We start from the raw sequence: 17,563 nt of genomic DNA, 5'->3' as shown, positions 1-17,563 counted from the left end.
ACCACTAGAAGCGGCATCACCAGAAGGCGCGGAATTAAGTGAAGAAGCACCACTAGAAGCGGCATCACCAGAAGGCGCGGAATTAAGTGAAGAAGCACCACTAGAAGCGGCATCGCCAGAAGGTGCGGAATTAAGTGAAGAAGCGCCACTTGAAGCGGTATCGCCTAACGAAATGATTTCGGAAGAAACCGAAGGGAGTAAAAATAAGGAAATGAATGAAAATCAAATTTCACAATTATCTTCTCTTGCAAGTTCCGCATTAATAAAAATTTCAATGATAAATGATAAAGATAAAGCAATAGAAATTATGAATTCAATTTTAAATTCACATAACGCGAGTGTTACTTTTGGAGAAAATAATACTTATAAAATAAACGGGGAAGATTTTTCTTCTTCAGGAGATTTATCTTCTGTTATGAATCAAAATGAGAGTCCCATTTCTATTGCATTAGATCCTGTTTTAAAGAGAATTTTAAAAATGAATAACTCTATATCGTAATTTTGCTACTTTTATTTTGAGGTGTCTTGTGGAAAATGATTTTAATAATTCAGAATCAACATTATCAGCTACAGACTGCATTGCTTCTATGTTAAATGCACAAAGGCAATTGCTCATTTCTATAAGAAGATTAAATGAATTAGTAGCCTTTTCTCAAAGCACAGATATTGAAGCAGAACGACAATTATTATTAGCATTACAAGGTCAATTTAGAAAAATTACAGATAATATTTCAGGAGTTACTGATAATCTAGGAAACTTATTAGAGTTTAGAAAAACAAAAGATAGAGAAATTCAAAGAGCTTCATTTAATTTGGATAGTACAAGACAAGCTATTGGTGAAAGTATTGTTACCTTGAATGTTACTTCAGATTATATTAGAGAAAGTATCTTAATGAGTCGACATTCTTTATCTGAAACAAGAAAAACAGCAGATAGAAGTCGTGCATGGGGGCGTTTGGGTTCTGACCTTTTACATGACTTTAATACGTTTCAAGATCAGATGGAACAGTTAACTGAAGTGATTAAAAATTGGGATGAATTAATGAGTAAAACGCAAGTTTTACAAAATGAAGTTTTTCAACATTCTCAAAATACGAGAGAGGCTATTCAAGGTGTAACGTCTGCTATGATTAGTGGTCGTGATCGAATGAATGCGGTCCAAGAAAAAATTTCTATTTTAGCAAATCGTGTTTCAGATATTGGGAACATTATAGAAGTCATTGATGATATTTCTGAGCAAACAAATTTATTAGCACTAAATGCAAGTATTGAGGCAGCAAGAGCGGGAGATCAAGGTAAAGGATTTGCAGTTGTGGCAGATGATATTAGAAAACTTGCTGAGAGATCATCAACCGCTACTAGAGATATTTATGATAGAATTGAAGCAATTCAAGAAGAAACCTCAGGTGCAATGGGTGCCATTAGGGAAGGTCACGCTGTTATTGAAGCTGGTGTTAAAAAAGCAGATACGGCAGATACTTTATTAAAGGAATTAAGAGAAAAAATTGGCCAATTGTCGAGACAAGCGATAGGTTTAGATGACCAACTTGGGACTGCTAAAAATCTATCAGAAGGTAACAAAACGAGAACAAGAGAAATGTTTCGAACTATTAGAAAAATTACAGAAACAGCAACTTTTGCTCGAGATTTGGTAAATCAGGTTGAAACAAGTTTAACGAGTATTGTTGCTGCTGGTACAAGTAGTCTTGCTGCAATACAAGTAGAAGTAAAAAAATTGTTAGGAATTGTAAGTAATTTAGAACAAGCTCAAAGTGTTGCTAGACAAGTTCATGATTGGGTTCATCATGTTGCTGTTACTTTAGGCGAGGCAAAATCAGATTCGGAAGTTGCAGCAAATCAATGCTCAAGTGGGTTACACCAAGTAGAAATTTCCTTTAAGCATTTGGACACAGAGAGATCTACATTAGAGTCCATGCAACAAGTTGGTAAAGATATTTCAAGTTGTGTTGATAAAGTTGTTTTAGCAAGTGAATATTTAAAAAATCTTTTAACAGCAGGTGTTACTTTACAAATTGGATCTCCGGGACAAGTTCTCATGTTGAAAGAAGATGGAAAATTTTCGGAAATAGATAGTTCTGTTCCAAATAAAATTCAAGATGATAATGCTGTTGAAAATAATGGTGTTAAGGAAGCAAGTTAAATGGGACTTAGAATTACTGGTAGTGTTAACTTAGAAGGTAACATTGCTAAAGCCCAAAAAGAGTATGACAATAGTCTTGAAAAACTTTCAACAGGTGTTCGTTTTACTAGAAATGAGCCAATGCCTGTAGAAAGATCTCAATCTGATAATCTTATTTCTAAAATGCGTGAGTTAAATGTCTATAAAAGAAATGCAAATGATGGTCTTTCATTTACAGAAGCAGCAGAATCAAATTTAAATGCAATTTCTAATAACGTTATTCGTTTAAAAGAGTTGGTTGCTCAATCAACAAATCCAGCATTATCTGATAAAGAACGCGGGTTTTTATTTATTGAATATCAAGCTAATTATCAAAGTTTAGTAACTACTTCATCTACAGCAAGCCATATGGGGCGGCAATTATTTAGCTCTGATGATGATAGTGATTTTGAATATCAAGGAATTGGAAGAGGTAACGGTTATTCTACAGGTTCAGTAAGTGTAAGAGTAAGTGCTCCTAAAATTTCAGATGGAAAAGATGTTGGAGTAATTAGTATAAACGATTTAGATCAAGTAAAAACAATGCCAAGTGATTTAGGAATAAAATCTGCAGAAAACTTAGCAAATGCAGAAGGTGGTGTTTCTATAGATGATGTTTTAGATAATTTTAATGTGAGCAATGAAAAAGAATTAGGGGCAAGTTTTGATGAAGCTCATTCAAAAATTTCTTCATTTAGAGCAAAATTTGGAGCAGCAACTTCAAGTTTATCTTCTGCTTTAAATACAATAAATGTTGCTTATGAAAATACGGCAGCAGCAAATTCAAGAATTCGTGATGTTGATTATGCAACTGAAATAACAAATTTGGCCAAAGCCAAAATTCTTGTTCAAGCAAGTACCAGTTTACTTGCTCAAAGAAATAATAATTCCGCTCAAAATATTTTAACCCTTGTTAAAGGTGTTGATAAAAATTCATAATATATTTTTATTGTAAATTTACTAAATTTGAATCAAATACTTCAAAGCAATTTTCTTCAGGTATTATTTGAACAACTGGAAAATGATAAATATTTATTTTTTGCCAATTATAATTGTTTTGTATTTTTGAAAATACTTTAACTGCTGATCTCGCAATTGTATAGTAGCCATCTGTAGTATAGGGCAGATCGCTAGAACTTATGTTTTTAAATTTAAATTTTCCTACTTTTTTTCCCAAGTACTTCATTTCAAGTATGGTTATTCCAAATTCATCATTATATATCTCTAAATTTAATATTGTATTTGTTTTTCTATTTAATATTTGTTTATTTTTTTCTTTTAAACATAACTGAAGCCAAAAACCTTGAATAAAAATAGTTACAGTTGTTTCTGGTGAATATAGTTTAAAAAATTCATTTTTGGAAAGTTTTGCTAATAAATGACTAAATTTTCCTTTTTTATCAAAAGCAGACTCTACTTTAGTGCCTTGAAATAGTTCTGAAGCTATTTCTTGTGGTGTTTTTTGTGTGTATTGACTTGTTTTCATTATTTTAATTTCTTTTTATTTTGTTTATTTGAATTATTTCATATTAAAATAAATCAAATAATTTTATGAATTCTTATTCATAGAGAAGAAAAATTATTATTTTTTTTCTCTATGAATGATTCATAACTTAGTTTTTTAAAAAGGGTATGTCGGAGATTTGACTGGTTGTAAATTAGACAAATTTATTATTAATAAAATTTGATGATATCAATTATACGATTGGGAATCTCCAACCATAGTTATCTTTAATTGTCCCTGCCTGAATTCCAATTAAATTCTTTTTTATATGCAGAGAAATATCACCAATTTTTTCTTTATTTATTATTATTTTTTCATCCATATCAATAAGGCATGTTATTGGAGAAATAACAGCTGCAGTTCCGCAAGCAAACATTTCTGTAAGTTTGCCTGATTTTGCATCAGATATAATTTTAGAAATTTCAATTCTTTTCTCTTCTACTTCATAGCCTAAAACTTTTGCAATTTCTAATACGGAAGTTCTGGTAATCCCATGAAGAATGCTTCCATTTAGTGCAGGCGTTACGATTTTATTATTATAAACAAACATAACATTCATCGCTCCTGCTTCTTCAACATATTTATGCTCATTCGAATCTAGCCATAATACTTGTTCTGCCCCTTTTTCTTTAGCTGTGCGCATTGGAAGTAAGGCAGAAGCATAATTTCCTCCACACTTTGCTTCTCCAGAACCTCCAATGGCAGCTCTTGATAGATTTCTTTCAATATAAACAGAGATTCCTGTTTCTGTTGAAAAATAGCTTTTAGAAGGGCTTAGAATAATGAAAAATCGATATGTTTCAGAGGCTCTATAGGATACGCCTTTATCCAATGGAATCATGGAAGGTCTAATGTATAAAGCGCCAGGAGACGGCAGAATCCAGTCTTTTTCGACTTTCACAAGCTCTTTTATGCAATGTACGAACAAATCCTCGGGAAAGGGGATCATACCCATACGGGTAGCAGAAAGAGCCATACGAGCCGCGTTTTTATCTGGTCTAAATAGGTATATTTCTTTATCATTTGACTCAGAGCGGTATGCTTTTAGGCCTTCAAAAATGGTTTGTCCATAGTGAAAAACAACGGAGTTCGGTGTCATGGAAAAAGTTTTATAAGGAATAATTTCAGGTGTTTGCCATCCTCCTTTTCTGGGTAGATAATCGCAAATAAGCATATGATTTGTAGGGATAGAGCCAAATGCTATATTTTCATTCAAAGAAGGTGGACTTTTTCTTTTGTGTTTTGGTAATAGATTTTTTATGATTTTGAAATCTTTATTTTTAATCATGTTTTTATTTGAAGAATTCATTTTTATTTTCCTTCATAATTTGATGATGAGGCGAGCAATTTCTTGGTATTTTAGTAAGAAATAGAGACTCGCTGGAATATTTATCATGTTTTTCTGTTTAAGTAAGAGCCATAGCAGGGATTTGTTTCTTTACCAGAAATTTTTTAAAAAAAATTTCATTGGATGCTTGACAAGATCTTTGAAGGTTGGCATACAGGTTTCACCGCTGCTTGGGGCATCGACAAGTGGTAAGTCAACGGTTTTTGATACCGTCATTCCTAGGTTCGAATCCTAGTGCCCCAGCCACTTTTCCTCACTTAATGATTCCTTCAAACGCTTCAATCGCAAAAAATCACTTTTACTTTAAACTAAAGTTATTCAAGTTGATAATTTAATAATGCTTTCATTATTTTTAACTTAAATTAGCTTAACGGTTTTCTTGGGAACTTAATATAGACCGATGTTCCTATTCCTTCCTTGCTTTTTATTTCAATTGTTCCTTTATGCATACTCACCATGCTTTTTACTAAAGATAATCCAAGTCCCATATTTTTTGAAGAAGTATGTCTTGATTTTTCAATTCGATAAAATCTATCGAATAAATGAGGCTCACTTTTTTCTGGAATTCCAACTCCTGTGTCACTTACTTCTATATTTAAATACTCTTCGCTTAAAAAAGCAATTAAAATAATTTTTCCATTTTGTTTATTATAGGTTATTGCATTTGATAATAAATTACTAATAATTCGTTGGAATAAAACTTTATCAACGTATGAAGTGATATCTCTATCACATTGAACAGAAATTTCTATTGATTTTTCTTGAGCGATCCCATCATAAAGATCTTTCATATTTAATAATTCTTGATATATGTCTATTTCTTCAGCTTGAATATGAATATTGTGTTTTTCTGAGCGAGACAAAAAGGTTAGATTGTCAATAATTCTTGTTAATCTATGGCATTCTTCTAAATTTGAATGAAGGATATCTACGTACTCTTGTACTGTCCTTTTATTTTGTAAAGCAACTTCAATTTCTCCTTTTAAATTATTAACTGGAGTCCTAATTTCATGCGCAATATCATCAGAAAACTGACTAATCCTTTGGAAAGAATCTTCTAGTCTTTCTAAAACTTCATTAAAAGAATTTTTAATAATTTTTATTTCTTGAGGAAGCCAATCATTGTCAACTCTTTCGTGTAAGTTAACAGAAGTAATACTTCGGATTTTTTTAACAACTCGATGAATAGGGCTTAAAATAATTTTAGAAATAAAGACGGATAGAATTAAGCAAGTTATTAAAATAGCAAGAGATATAAAGCTTGAGCGGTTTTTAAAATTTGTTAAAATGGAAATACGATTGGTTTTATCGGCTAATACTTCAATATGAAGAACTTTGTTGTTATGAACGATCTCTTTTTTTACATAATAAAAATATTTTGAATTTTTTTGTTTTATATTAATTTCTTCATCGGGAGAAACTAAATTTTCGTTTTGATTTTCACGTAAAGAATAAAGAAATTTAAACATTCCTGGGGTGATGAATATAATTTTTCGGTTTGTGACATCTTCAACTAAGAAAAATAGATTGTCATTTACTTCAAAGAATAAACATTCAAAAGGGGAGCGATTCGGGTTTTCTTTTCTATCTACAAGTCGGACAATTTCTTGAATATTTTTTTCAAGAGTTACTTTTTCAGTTTGATTATAAAATGAAGAAATAAAACTATTAAATAAAAAATTTTGAGTTAATATCAAAATAATACAAGTTATAAAATACCAGAATGAAAGCCAAATAGTTAGACTAATGTTGAAATTATTCTCTTTAATATTTTTATAAAATAGAGATATTTTGTTCATTCCTAACTTTCATCAAACATATAACCAATACCTCTAACCGTTTTAATAAACTTCTTTTTAAAACCATCATCAATTTTAGCTCTAAGGCGTCTGATATGTACATCGACCACATTTGTATCCGTGTCAAAATTGATATTCCAGATTTTCTCTGAAATTTCACTACGAGATAGAGCAACACTATTATTTCTAATTAAAAGGGATAATAGCATAAATTCTTTTGGTGTTAGTTCAATTCTGTTACCTTCACGAGAGACTCTTTTTTTATTTAAATCAATTTCAAGATCAGCAAAAACCATAATATCTTTTTGAATAGACGATTGTCTTCTTAATACAGTTTGAATGCGTGCAACAAGTTCAGAAAAAGCAAAAGGTTTCACAAGGTAGTCATCCGCACCTAAATTAAGTCCTTTGACCTTGTCATCGGTATCATCTCTTGCGGTTAGCATTATTATGTAAGTTTTATTATCCGATGCTCTAAGTTCCTTTAAAATAGACCACCCGTCAAGTTGAGGTAACATGACATCAAGAATAATGAGATCATAACTATTTACTTGAGCAAGAACCAATCCTTCTTGACCATTTGATTCAACATCAACAACATATCCTTTTTCAGTTAAGCCTTTTCTTAAAAAGGAGGCTGTTTTTTCTGCGTCTTCAATTATCAAAATTTTCATTGGAAATATCCCCTATAATTAATAACTATCAAAATTTTCTTGGTATTCAATGTTCAAATTTTGACTAAAAATTATGAAATTTTAAGTAAATTTCTGAAATTGTTAATAAATGTAACAACTTTATCCGCGTACTTATTGTAAATTATTGTTATTATTAATTTAATTAATAAGCAATAATTACTCTAAATTAAAATTTAATGTAACATTAATATCTATAAAAATATAACATTAATATTGCTAATAGAATTATTTTAAACTATCTCTTTGTTTATATGGCAAATTATACTTTATTTGAAATAATTCTTTAATAAAATTTTAATCTGATTGTAATTTAATATTTTTTTATATTTTTTTATATTTTTTTATATTTTTTTATATTTTTTTTTTTAATTTTTTTAATTTTTTTAATTTTATTTTTATAATTATTACAGGATATTATCATTTAAAAAATATCATTACGTTTCATTTAACATCAAATTAACCACTTCGTAATCAAGAATGAATTAAATATCAGGTGTGCTTTTAAAGATTGATAAGAGCTATTTTTGAAGGAATAATTCAGAATATCAATGCTTTAATTATTTAATTTAACAATTAATTATACTTATAATTAATTGTTTTGAGAGAAAGGGTTTTTTATTGATGAAAAAAATATTTATTATTTTTTTGATTATTCCAGTTTTAATTTCTTCATGTGAGAAAAAAACAACACCAAATAGTGATTCTAATTCAACAATAACAGTAACAAATAGTGATCAATTTATTCCTTCTCCTATTGAGTGTGTTGAATAACATTATTCGTATTTTAAATTTTTTATTAATTTTTTTTAATTAGTCATTCACAACATAAAGGAAACTTTAAATGACAATTCGTAATTCAAAACTTATTCAGTTATCTCTTATAACTTTAGTAGGTGCTTCATTTGCTATTTCTTGTAATAAAGGAAGTTCTTCTAATTCTGGTTCTGAGCAATCTCCAGATGTAAAACCAGCGCAAGATAAACAACCAAATTTAACAGTTACTATGGCTGTTCCTCAAGTTGTTGCTAAAGTTGGAGATAAGAAAGAGCAAATATTAGTTATTAAAAATGAAGGATCTAAATCTGCACAAAATATTGCAATTACAGGCCTTGAAAGCGGTTTAATTACAATTAAATCAGAAACTCCTGCTGTCGTTAAACCTGCAACTCCGGTAGAACCAGCAAAAACTGTGAAAGCTGAGCCAACAGCACCCGTAGTTGATCCAACTCCTGTCACGCCTCCTGTTGCTGATACAAGCTGCTTAAATAAGACTTTAGCTGCTGGTGAAACTTGCCAAGTAACTATCGTTTTTGCTCCAACAGAAGTAGCAAGTGGTAAAGAAACAATTTCTGTAGCTTATTCTAGCGAATCAGGAGCAGCTGCAAAAACAACTTCTTTTGATGTTCCTTATTTAGCAAAAGGTGAAGTTACTCTTGATATTCCTGCTTTAGCTCAATTAAAAGCAGAAGTTTCTAAAACAGACAAAAAAACTTTAACTATTACAAATAAAAGCGCTAATGCAATAACAGGAATTAAAATTGCTGATCTTGCATCTCCACTTTCTATTACAGGAAATACTTGTAAAGATAAGATTGAAAAAGGGCAAAGCTGTGATATTGAAGTTACTTTTGCTCCAGCAGATTTAATGGATACAAAACAAAATCTTCAAATCACATATAATGATGTTGATGAAGAAGGAAATGAAGTTCCTGTTACAACAACTTCTATAATTTCTTACCAAACAATTGGTAAAGCAGATTTATCATTAACATCTTATGCTGATTATTTAATTTCTAATATTGATAAAGACTCTACAATTCGTACTTATACAATTAAAAATAATGGAAATGGCAAAGCTACTTTAGTTACTTTACCAACATTAGTAAAACCATTATCAATAAAGTTAGATTCATCTACTTGTAAACCAGTAGACGGAAAATCTTTTGAATTAGCTAAAGGAGCTTCTTGTGCTTTTGATGTTACTTTAAATTCTGATAAAATTGATGAGCAAAAAGACGTTGCAATGGTTGTTACTTATAATGATGGTACAGCTAAAAAATCTGCGATTACTACAATCAATTATAAAACAGTTGCTGCAAATGTATTAAACTTGTCAAAATATACAATTGCAAACTCTTTTATAGGAATTGATACTCCATGTTCTGATAAAGAAATTTATGGTAATGGAGTTCATAATATTCAATTAAAACCAAATTTAACTTTTACAACATTTGAAGGTAATGAAGATATTGCTAAAGAATTAAATCTTGATGATGTTTTATTAGCAACTCAACCTACTATTTATGATGGTACATCTGAACGCCCAATGCCTTTTGAATCTAATGAGATTACTAGAGTAAAAAATCCTTACTCAAAATGTTCAAATGATGCTTTAGGAGGTTCAGATATTCCTGATAAAGGTTTATTCTTTAAAACTAAATCTTCTGGAAAAAACGTTGTAATTGGGGCAAAGCTTCAATATGTAGACAAATCTGGAAAGATATCTGAAGTTAAAACTATAGACTCTTCTAGGCTCAAATTAAAAGCTTTAGTTAATCCTTATGGTGTTTCTAGCGAAAGCAAATTTAAAAACATGGGAATTGTTTTTGAACATTATAGTTCTAGTCTAGCTCATAGAACAAATTATAGATTAACAAAAATTTCTCCTAACTTAACAGCATTTAAATCGCTTCAAAACTTCCAATTAAAAAAATGGAGTATTTTTAACAATAACTCTAGATCTGGAAGAGAAAATTTAGATTTCGTAGTTTCTAAGCAATATACGGATGTAGATCATTTCTGGCAAGCTGGTGGAAAAGGTGATTTTGCAAGTAATAGAGAAATGAATATTGGTGCAATAATGACTAGCAAATCTTTAAATGGCAAAGATTTTATAGATCTAAATCGTGGTGGTTTTTCAATGAGTTATCCAGTATCTAGCATTGGATTTGATGACATTGGTTTTGCAAGTATTAGTGATAGATATTATAACTTCTTGCCACAAATGTGGGATCTTTCAATGACATTAACTCTTATTGGAACTGATACTTACGGTAATGATGTTAAAGAATCTATAGATTTAGGTGTTTAATTCAAAATCTAAAAGTTAATTTAACATTGATTTTTTAAAACTCTTTAAAATAATTAACCACTTAAATGTAATATTAAAAATACTTTTGAGTGGTTTTTAATTGGATAAAATAGTGAAAATAAACCATGTTTTAAATAAAGTAACAGCATTATTTAGTACTGGTCTAATGCTATCGACACCTTTCCAATCGTATGTTTATGCGAGCGGGATATCTAAGTTAACAGCGGTTGTATATAGTTCAGCAGAAGGTGCTAAAAGCACACAGAAAGTGGCTAAAACAACAGGTGCAGAGCTTAGCGGAACAAGTGCTTATGCTCAAAGTACAAGTGGTAACCAAGGTGGTGGAGATAGTAACAAACCTGTAAGTGATGCTTACAATTATAAAGATTTATCTCAATCCGTAGATCCAAGAACAGGCGCATTTTCTCTTTCCTATAAAATAGGAGATGTGGTTGGGAATGGGTTTGAAGATCCAGAAATTTCCTTATCCATAAATTATTCCTCTCTTTCGAGTTCCGATATTTATGGATTAGGAAAAGGTTGGAGTTGGAATTTAAGTCATTATGATACAAAAAGTGGAATGTTAAGTTTAGCAAGTGGTGGTAGCTATAAATTAGATATTGGAACGGGTAAGCTAAAATATTATAAATTAAAAGATTTAAACGTAACAATTGGTAGTGATTATGTTACATTAAAATACAAAGACGGCCGTATCGAACAAATTGATAGAGCGTTTGGTAATTTAAGAAAAATTACAAATGTTCAAGGATTTAGTGCCGAATTAACTTATGAAAAAGGCTCTCGAATCCAATCTATTATTTATAAAAGTCCTGTAAATGGCGATAATATTAAAAAATTGGAAATAACTTATCCTTCTGACACAGAAGTAAGAATTAAAAAGAATGATGGTTCTGCATTTGGTTCGCCATTAACAGTTCTGAAAAAGAGTGCAAATTCTTTATTAACATCTATTGTAAATCCGTTATCTCAAGAAGTAAAATTTGAATATAAAGCATTAACTGAGAAAAATTTTGCTACAGAGGGTTTAATTACAGATATTTTCTATCCAACAGGAACAAAAATCAATGTAATTTATTTACCAGGTGGATTAGAGTCTGCTAAAAAAGGCGTTGCATCCCCAGCAGTATCTAAAATAAGAACAATATCTCTTCCAAAAACAGATAATAGTGATGAAGAAATTCGTTATACTTATTATGAATCCACAAATACAAATTATTTAGCATATGGATTTACAGGTTTTAAAGAAGGGGAAGACACTTTATTTTTTACACCAAATACGTATACTTATTCAACAGTAGAAACAAAAAAGGCTCCAGACAATAAAACAATTTCAACAGAAAGAGTTTATAATCACTTTCATCAAATGATAAAAGAAATTGTTCGTATAAATGGAGAATATTCACAAGTAAAAGAGTTTACTTACCCATTATGGGCAAATAAAAGTTTTGATGCTTTAGATCCAAACTATAACTTTCCAAAAGAAACAAAAACAATATTTTATGCAAATGGAATGCAACGAAGTGTATCTACAAAACAAGAATACGACATTTTTGGAAATATATTAAGAACTCAAGATGCCTCTGGTATTATTAAAGAGTATCAATATTTACCTGCAGAAAAGACTTTTAATGGCATAGTACATTTTCCTTTAAGAGAAGTGGAAAAAGCGGTTAATGGATCAGGAAGTAAAGTAATTGAATACGTTTATGAAGATGCTAAGAATGCTCAAGGTAATGCATTTCAAAGATTAAAAGCAAGAGTATATCGTTTAAGTGATAATGTTTGCCAAGTAACAAGTGAAAATTGTGGTAAGGTTTACAAAACTGAAATTCACCAATATTCTAGCGAAAAATTAGTTGCAGGAACAGCAACAACTCCTTATTCTCTTCCTTCTGTTACTAAATTATTATCTTCTGCAAATGGAAAATGTAAAATAGTACAAAAAAAACAAGACTATTTAGTGGGTAAATCTCAAAATACATTAACTAGCAGTTATTTATCTTCTAAAGGAAGTCTTCTTGCAAAAGAAGTAACAACAGAAAATGCTTTTACGAATTTAGTGGAAAAGAAATTAGATTCAAAAGGCATTGAAGTTTCTTATGAGTACGACAAACTTGGTCGTAAATTAAAAGAAACAGCAAAAGCAGATGGTGCGCAATCATTACAAACAACATATACTTATGTTGTAAATGATCCTACGTTTGGTGGTTACGGAACAAGTTCTTTGTTAATTGCAAAACCAAATGGATTTAAAGGAGTTCAAGTTTATGACTCTTTAGGTCGCGAATTAGAAGTGCATGCACAAAATAATTCAGGAACAGGTTTTAGTAAATTAAAATCTTATCAATATAGTGTAACAGGACAAAAAGAGAAAGAAACACTTTATAATGTAGATTCTCAAGGCAATCCTTTTAAAACTACAATTCAATATAAGTATGATGCTTTTGGAAGAGAAGTTGCTGTCATTTCACCAAGCGGAGAGACTAAAGTAACAGAATATAATGGTGCAAACCATACAGAGCAAAAATATGTAAAAGCAGCAGATGGAGAAATCTCTCCTATAAGTGTTGTTACATATAATGACATGAATAAAATTGTTAGTACACAGTTATTAAAAAGCGACAAGAGTTTTTACAGTGTGAGTAGCAATAAGTATGATGCGTATGGAAACCCATCGGAATCAGTAGACGTAAATGGAAATAAAATAAAATATGTTTATAACCAAATTGGTCAAAAATTAGAAGAAATATTTCCTGATAGTCGTCGTATTAAATATGTTTACGATGAAATTTTTGAAGATAAAGTAGTTCAAAAGTCTGTTGTTTTACAAAATGGGAAAGAAGTTGTGTTAGGAAACAGAACTTATAATGAACTAGGATTGATGTTAAGTGATTCTGATCCAACAGGGAATGCGATTAAATATGCCTATGATAACAAAGGCAATATGGTAAGCCAAACACAACGTTCCGGAAAAGAAATTAAATACACTTATAATGCATTTAATCAAATGATCAAAAAAGATGTAGCAGGTGACTCAGGGAAATACAGTTCAAGTTATGCCTATGATAATTTGTCTCAAAAATTATTATCTATGACAGATGCGACTGGTAAAACAAATTATTCTTATCATTTAGATAACAGTTTGGAATCTGTTACTTATCCAGATAACAAAAAAATATCTTATCTTTATGATTTGCAAGGTTCTATGATAGGAATTACCGATATTGCAAATAACCAAACGATTTATCATTACAGCAAAACAAATGGTAAATTAGAGGCAACTGAATTTAGAACCATGGGGAATAACAATCAGGTTGAGCAATATTATTATGATAAGTTTGGTAGAATTTCTAGTAAAATACTTCCAAATAATGCGCAATCGATTTATTCTTACAATGATATGGGTTCACTAGAAAACTTAAGTCATTTTGCTGAAAATAGAAGTAGGATACTTTCTTATAGTTACACTTATAAAAAAGATATGAATATTTCTTCTAGAACAAGAACAAGTGAAGAAGATTCAGCGTTAAGTGCAAAAGAAAATTATGCCTATGACATTATGAATAACCTTTCACAATATAACTGTTCTGGGACAGCATGTCCTAAAGATCAAAATGGTCAAAGTATTGCATCTGAAGAATATATGTTTGATAACTTAAATAATATTAAGACAGCAAAAGTATCCTTTGTGAAGGGTAGTACGAGTTTAACGACATATAACTATTCTGATAAAGATCCAAGTAGACTTGTTGCTTACGCAACAACAGATGCGCAAGGAACAAAAAATAGCACTCTTGAATACGATGCCGATGGCAACGTAACTAAAGATGGCGATGGAAATATGTTAACTTATTCTCCATTTAATAGACTTGAGACATTTACAAAAGAAAGTAACGTAACAGAATATCGTTACAATGGCGCTGGCATTCTAGTTTCTCAAAAAGATGCTGGAAATGTAGAAAATAAATTCTATTACAGCGGTTCGCGAGTGTTAAATGAAAATGCTGCTGGAGTAATGACAAGTTATTTCCAAGTAAGTGGCCGTGTTATTGGTAAAGTAACGGCAGGTCAAAATACTCAAATTTTCTTAACGGATCAGGCGCACAGTGTGATTCGAATCATGGAAGGTCGTAAATTATTAGACGTTAACTTTGCTTATACTCCTTATGGCCAGCAATCCGATTTATCTGAAAAATCAATAAGTGCCAAAACGAGTGGTTATGGCTTTAACGGTGAACGTACCGATGGAAAATCGGGATACCAATTTTTAGGACAAGGTTACAGAGCGTACAACCCCGCATTAGGTCGTTTTATGCAATACGATGTTCACTCTCCATTTGGAAAAGGTGGCATTAATGGTTATACATTTGCAGAAAATAACCCAATTATGAAGTTTGACCCAACTGGAGAAAGCGCCGCTTCTTATACGGTCATGGGAGTAGGTATTCTTCTTGCAATAATAGGAATTATTGCTTCTGTTGTTACTTTTGGAAGTTCCTTAGGTTTAACAGCTGCTGGATCGGTATCAACAGCGGCATCTACTGTGGTTTCAACCGCTACGGGATCGGTAGCAGGTGCTGTTCAAGTTGGTTTGGCAACGACATCGCTTGTTACAGGAGTAGCTGCAGGAGCAACTGGAATAGCGAATGAAGTTTATAGTGCAAAATCTAGAGCCGCTTCCGAAGCAGGAGATAAAAATGCGGCGGCTGCTTATGCGGAGACAGCAAGTGCTCTTGGTTGGGCATCTTTATCTTTAGGTATCATATCTGCAGTTACAGGATTAGGAGTAAGTTTTATTTCATCTAAATATATGAAATCTTATTCATTGGAGTCTGGTGCAAATAATAAAGCGTATAAAATTGATGATATTGTTGCAAGCTCTATATCATCTTCGGATAAATCAACGGCTATGCTTATAAACTTTAAAACCTTTTTTGATGATCAAAAAATAATGATTAGTTCTATTAAGTCCCCAATTTTAGAAGTTTCTAATGAATTAGCAAAAACCGGAAAAAAATCTGTTGAAGCAGGTTCTGTCTTGAAAAGATCGCTAATATATACTTCATATATTCCATCACCGAATTCCATATTTAATGTTTCTAAAGCTGTTTGTGAATTTACAAATATTGAATTTGAATGTATTATAAGTGAAAACATCAGACGAGATATCTTGAATTAAACTGCATTTTGTTCTGCAGTATTTTGTTTCTTTGCTACTAAAATAGTAACAAGACAATTGCTTTGAATATTTAGCATACTTGTGATGGGATCAATAATAGGCTCAATACTTAGCAATAAAAAAATACCAACAGCAGGTGGAATGCCTAAAGGGGATAATACAATTCCAAAAGTAGTTGCACTCAGAATGGCGGGACCAGCTGTGCTAGCCAGAGAAGATAAAAAGCTACTTAAAAATAGTGTGAAAATTGAGTTTAAATTAATAGGAATTTGGTAAAGATTCATTAAAAAAAAAAGCAATTGTGATACTTCGAATCATGATGCCAGGTTTAAAAATACTAATTCCAAGTGGCATAATGAGTTCAACATTTTTCTTTTCAATTTTAAAATCATTTGTCAAAGAAAGCATGGCAGCTGGCATAGCTGCAAAACTACTCGATGTAGCAAAAGCAATTAAGTAAGCATGTTTTAATTTTTTTATTGTATTTAATATAGAATAGTTTCTTTTTCTTGAAATAATAAATAAAAATAATGAAAATAAAATAAAAATAATAGCATATATTAGAGCGATTAAATCAAATAACGATTTTAATGTCTCTACTCCAACATTTGAAACAAATCCAGAAATAAGAAAAAAAATACCAATAGGTAATAAATATAATAAAATATTAACCATTCTCATAAATGCTAAAAAAATAGCATCAAAAAATGAAATTGCAATTTTAACGCTTGGGCTATCCGTTATTCCTAATGAAATTCCTAAAAGAATAGAAAAGATAAGAATGGAAATATCTCTTCTTTCATAAATAGATTTTATGATATTAATTGGTAAAGATTTTTTTATACTCTCTAAAATATTTTCTGGTGATGATAAAATATTGCTATTAAAACTTAATTCTGTATTTCCAAGGCCATTATTTAATAATTCAATTGTATCTTTGCTTAAATTTGATCCTGGTGAAATAATAAAAGATAATCCAAAAGATAAAGCAGCAGTTAAAATAATCAAAGTAAAATAAAAAAAGGAAAGTTTTTTTAAATAATATAAAGAGTCGCTATTGTGAAAAATATTATAAAATCCACATATTAACGCAGTCATCATTATAGGTATAACTGTAATTTGAAGCATTTCTAAATAAATTTCACCAAAAAAATTTAATTTTTGAGCTGATTTTGGAAGGAAAATGCCAAATAGCATTCCTAAAGTCATAGCAATTAAAATTGTCCAATGATTTAAAAGTATTTTTTTAATTCTTTGTATCATTTTTTGTCTCTTAAATATTTATTATAAAGTATTTTTTCTTTGCCATTAAATTTCATTCTACGAATATATAAATTTATCCAGTTTGCTAAATTTGGATTTTTCCAATTAATAGCTATAGAAATGGGATCTATTGCATCTTTTACAATTTTTTTATGGGTAAAAATATTTGCTTTTTTATTATTATAAGTCTTGTAATTTGCATAAATTTCATCGGTATAAAGGCCTAAAATGTTTCCATCAAGAACATCAGAAAAAGCGAGATCAAGAGAATCATATTTAACAAACGAAAAATCGCCAAAGGTATTCTTAAAAAATTCATAATTTTGTTTAGCAAAGTCTTCATAAGAAGAGTTATTTAAAATGGCAAATTTTGCTTTCGAAGGGGCTATTTTAACGTGATTAGAAATTTGAACTTCAAGAAGTCGATTTAAAATTAAGGATTGGTTTGGGGTAATATAAGGGTCAGAAAATTGAACAACCAAT

12 protein-coding genes, 1 tRNA gene and 1 pseudogene are annotated in these 17,563 nt (G+C 30.3%); 7 read left to right on the top strand and 7 right to left on the bottom strand.

What is annotated here, in order from left to right; genetic code table 11:
- The 3 genes and pseudogenes from ACIQ56_RS02340 to ACIQ56_RS02330 form a co-directional block, all read left to right on the top strand.
- Positions 1-499 (top strand): annotated as a pseudogene (locus ACIQ56_RS02340) (hypothetical protein); the annotation flags it as partial.
- 28 nt (positions 500-527) lie between these two features.
- Positions 528-2,162 carry a methyl-accepting chemotaxis protein gene (locus tag ACIQ56_RS02335; protein WP_397599473.1) on the top strand — a complete coding sequence of 545 codons (1,635 nt, stop codon included), beginning with the start codon at positions 528-530 and terminating at the stop codon, positions 2,160-2,162.
- A complete protein-coding gene (locus tag ACIQ56_RS02330) occupies positions 2,163-3,119 on the top strand; it encodes a flagellin (protein ID WP_397599472.1) in 957 nt (318 codons plus the stop codon).
- Between the two features lie 7 nt (positions 3,120-3,126).
- On the opposite strand, the gene ACIQ56_RS02325 is transcribed toward ACIQ56_RS02330, so the two are convergent.
- Both ACIQ56_RS02325 and ACIQ56_RS02320 read right to left on the bottom strand, forming a co-directional pair.
- Positions 3,127-3,666 carry a hypothetical protein gene (locus tag ACIQ56_RS02325; protein ID WP_397599471.1) on the bottom strand — a complete coding sequence of 180 codons (540 nt, stop codon included), beginning with the start codon at positions 3,664-3,666 and terminating at the stop codon, positions 3,127-3,129.
- 211 nt (positions 3,667-3,877) lie between these two features.
- Positions 3,878-4,993, bottom strand: a complete 1,116-nt coding sequence (locus ACIQ56_RS02320) for a branched-chain amino acid aminotransferase (protein WP_397599470.1) — start codon at positions 4,991-4,993, stop codon at positions 3,878-3,880.
- Positions 4,994-5,203: 210 nt separating this feature from the next.
- Between ACIQ56_RS02320 and ACIQ56_RS02315 the strand changes: the two genes are divergently transcribed.
- Positions 5,204-5,278 (top strand) — tRNA-Gln (locus tag ACIQ56_RS02315).
- 116 nt (positions 5,279-5,394) lie between these two features.
- On the opposite strand, the gene ACIQ56_RS02310 is transcribed toward ACIQ56_RS02315, so the two are convergent.
- The gene (locus ACIQ56_RS02310; RefSeq protein WP_397599469.1) at positions 5,395-6,831 is read right to left on the bottom strand and encodes a heavy metal sensor histidine kinase; all 1,437 of its coding nucleotides are present in this window, start codon (positions 6,829-6,831) and stop codon (positions 5,395-5,397) included.
- 2 nt (positions 6,832-6,833) lie between these two features.
- Positions 6,834-7,505, bottom strand: coding sequence for a heavy metal response regulator transcription factor (locus tag ACIQ56_RS02305; protein ID WP_153421582.1), 672 nt, complete (start codon positions 7,503-7,505; stop codon positions 6,834-6,836).
- Positions 7,506-8,147: 642 nt separating this feature from the next.
- On the opposite strand from ACIQ56_RS02305, the gene ACIQ56_RS02300 reads away from it, so the two are divergent.
- From ACIQ56_RS02300 to ACIQ56_RS02290, 3 genes are all read left to right on the top strand, one after another.
- Positions 8,148-8,297, top strand: coding sequence for a hypothetical protein (locus ACIQ56_RS02300; protein ID WP_397599468.1), 150 nt, complete (start codon positions 8,148-8,150; stop codon positions 8,295-8,297).
- Positions 8,298-8,367: 70 nt separating this feature from the next.
- Positions 8,368-10,617 (top strand): choice-of-anchor D domain-containing protein, encoded by a 2,250-nt coding sequence (locus ACIQ56_RS02295; RefSeq protein WP_397599467.1) that lies wholly within the window; start codon positions 8,368-8,370, stop codon positions 10,615-10,617.
- A gap of 112 nt (positions 10,618-10,729) precedes the next feature.
- The gene (locus ACIQ56_RS02290; protein WP_397599466.1) at positions 10,730-15,817 is read left to right on the top strand and encodes an RHS repeat-associated core domain-containing protein; all 5,088 of its coding nucleotides are present in this window, start codon (positions 10,730-10,732) and stop codon (positions 15,815-15,817) included.
- Here ACIQ56_RS02290 and ACIQ56_RS02285 read toward each other — a convergent pair.
- From ACIQ56_RS02285 to ACIQ56_RS02275, 3 genes are read right to left on the bottom strand one after another with little or no spacing between them, the layout of a single operon-like run.
- Entirely contained in the window at positions 15,814-16,101 is a 288-nt protein-coding gene (locus tag ACIQ56_RS02285; RefSeq protein ID WP_397599465.1) for a cation:dicarboxylate symporter family transporter, read from the bottom strand. The two genes, ACIQ56_RS02290 and ACIQ56_RS02285, sit on opposite strands and share 4 nt — an antisense overlap.
- Positions 16,076-17,080 carry a dicarboxylate/amino acid:cation symporter gene (locus ACIQ56_RS02280; protein ID WP_397599464.1) on the bottom strand — a complete coding sequence of 335 codons (1,005 nt, stop codon included), beginning with the start codon at positions 17,078-17,080 and terminating at the stop codon, positions 16,076-16,078. The genes ACIQ56_RS02285 and ACIQ56_RS02280 overlap by 26 nt, the downstream gene beginning before the upstream one ends.
- Positions 17,077-17,562 carry a hypothetical protein gene (locus ACIQ56_RS02275; RefSeq protein ID WP_397599463.1) on the bottom strand — a complete coding sequence of 162 codons (486 nt, stop codon included), beginning with the start codon at positions 17,560-17,562 and terminating at the stop codon, positions 17,077-17,079. The genes ACIQ56_RS02280 and ACIQ56_RS02275 overlap by 4 nt, the downstream gene beginning before the upstream one ends.
- Position 17,563 lies beyond the last annotated feature (1 nt).

This window comes from Silvanigrella sp. (genome assembly GCF_044369315.1).
Taxonomy (GTDB): Bacteria; Bdellovibrionota_B; Oligoflexia; order Silvanigrellales; family Silvanigrellaceae; genus Silvanigrella.
The sequence above is the reverse complement of the archived record's forward strand: the minus strand, read 5'-3'. Positions and strand labels throughout refer to the sequence as shown.

Bases quoted from the DNA above. Each gene is read 5' to 3' on its own strand.
- ACIQ56_RS02330 (WP_397599472.1), top strand. From the start codon at position 2,163: ATGGGACTTAGAATTACTGGTAGTGTTAACTTAGAAGGTAACATTGCT.
- ACIQ56_RS02320 (WP_397599470.1), bottom strand. From the start codon at position 4,993: ATGAATTCTTCAAATAAAAACATGATTAAAAATAAAGATTTCAAAATC.
- ACIQ56_RS02300 (WP_397599468.1), top strand. From the start codon at position 8,148: ATGAAAAAAATATTTATTATTTTTTTGATTATTCCAGTTTTAATTTCT.
- ACIQ56_RS02305 (WP_153421582.1), bottom strand. From the start codon at position 7,505: ATGAAAATTTTGATAATTGAAGACGCAGAAAAAACAGCCTCCTTTTTA.
- ACIQ56_RS02310 (WP_397599469.1), bottom strand. From the start codon at position 6,831: ATGAACAAAATATCTCTATTTTATAAAAATATTAAAGAGAATAATTTC.
- ACIQ56_RS02295 (WP_397599467.1), top strand. From the start codon at position 8,368: ATGACAATTCGTAATTCAAAACTTATTCAGTTATCTCTTATAACTTTA.
- ACIQ56_RS02325 (WP_397599471.1), bottom strand. From the start codon at position 3,666: ATGAAAACAAGTCAATACACACAAAAAACACCACAAGAAATAGCTTCA.
- ACIQ56_RS02280 (WP_397599464.1), bottom strand. From the start codon at position 17,080: ATGATACAAAGAATTAAAAAAATACTTTTAAATCATTGGACAATTTTA.
- ACIQ56_RS02285 (WP_397599465.1), bottom strand. From the start codon at position 16,101: ATGAATCTTTACCAAATTCCTATTAATTTAAACTCAATTTTCACACTA.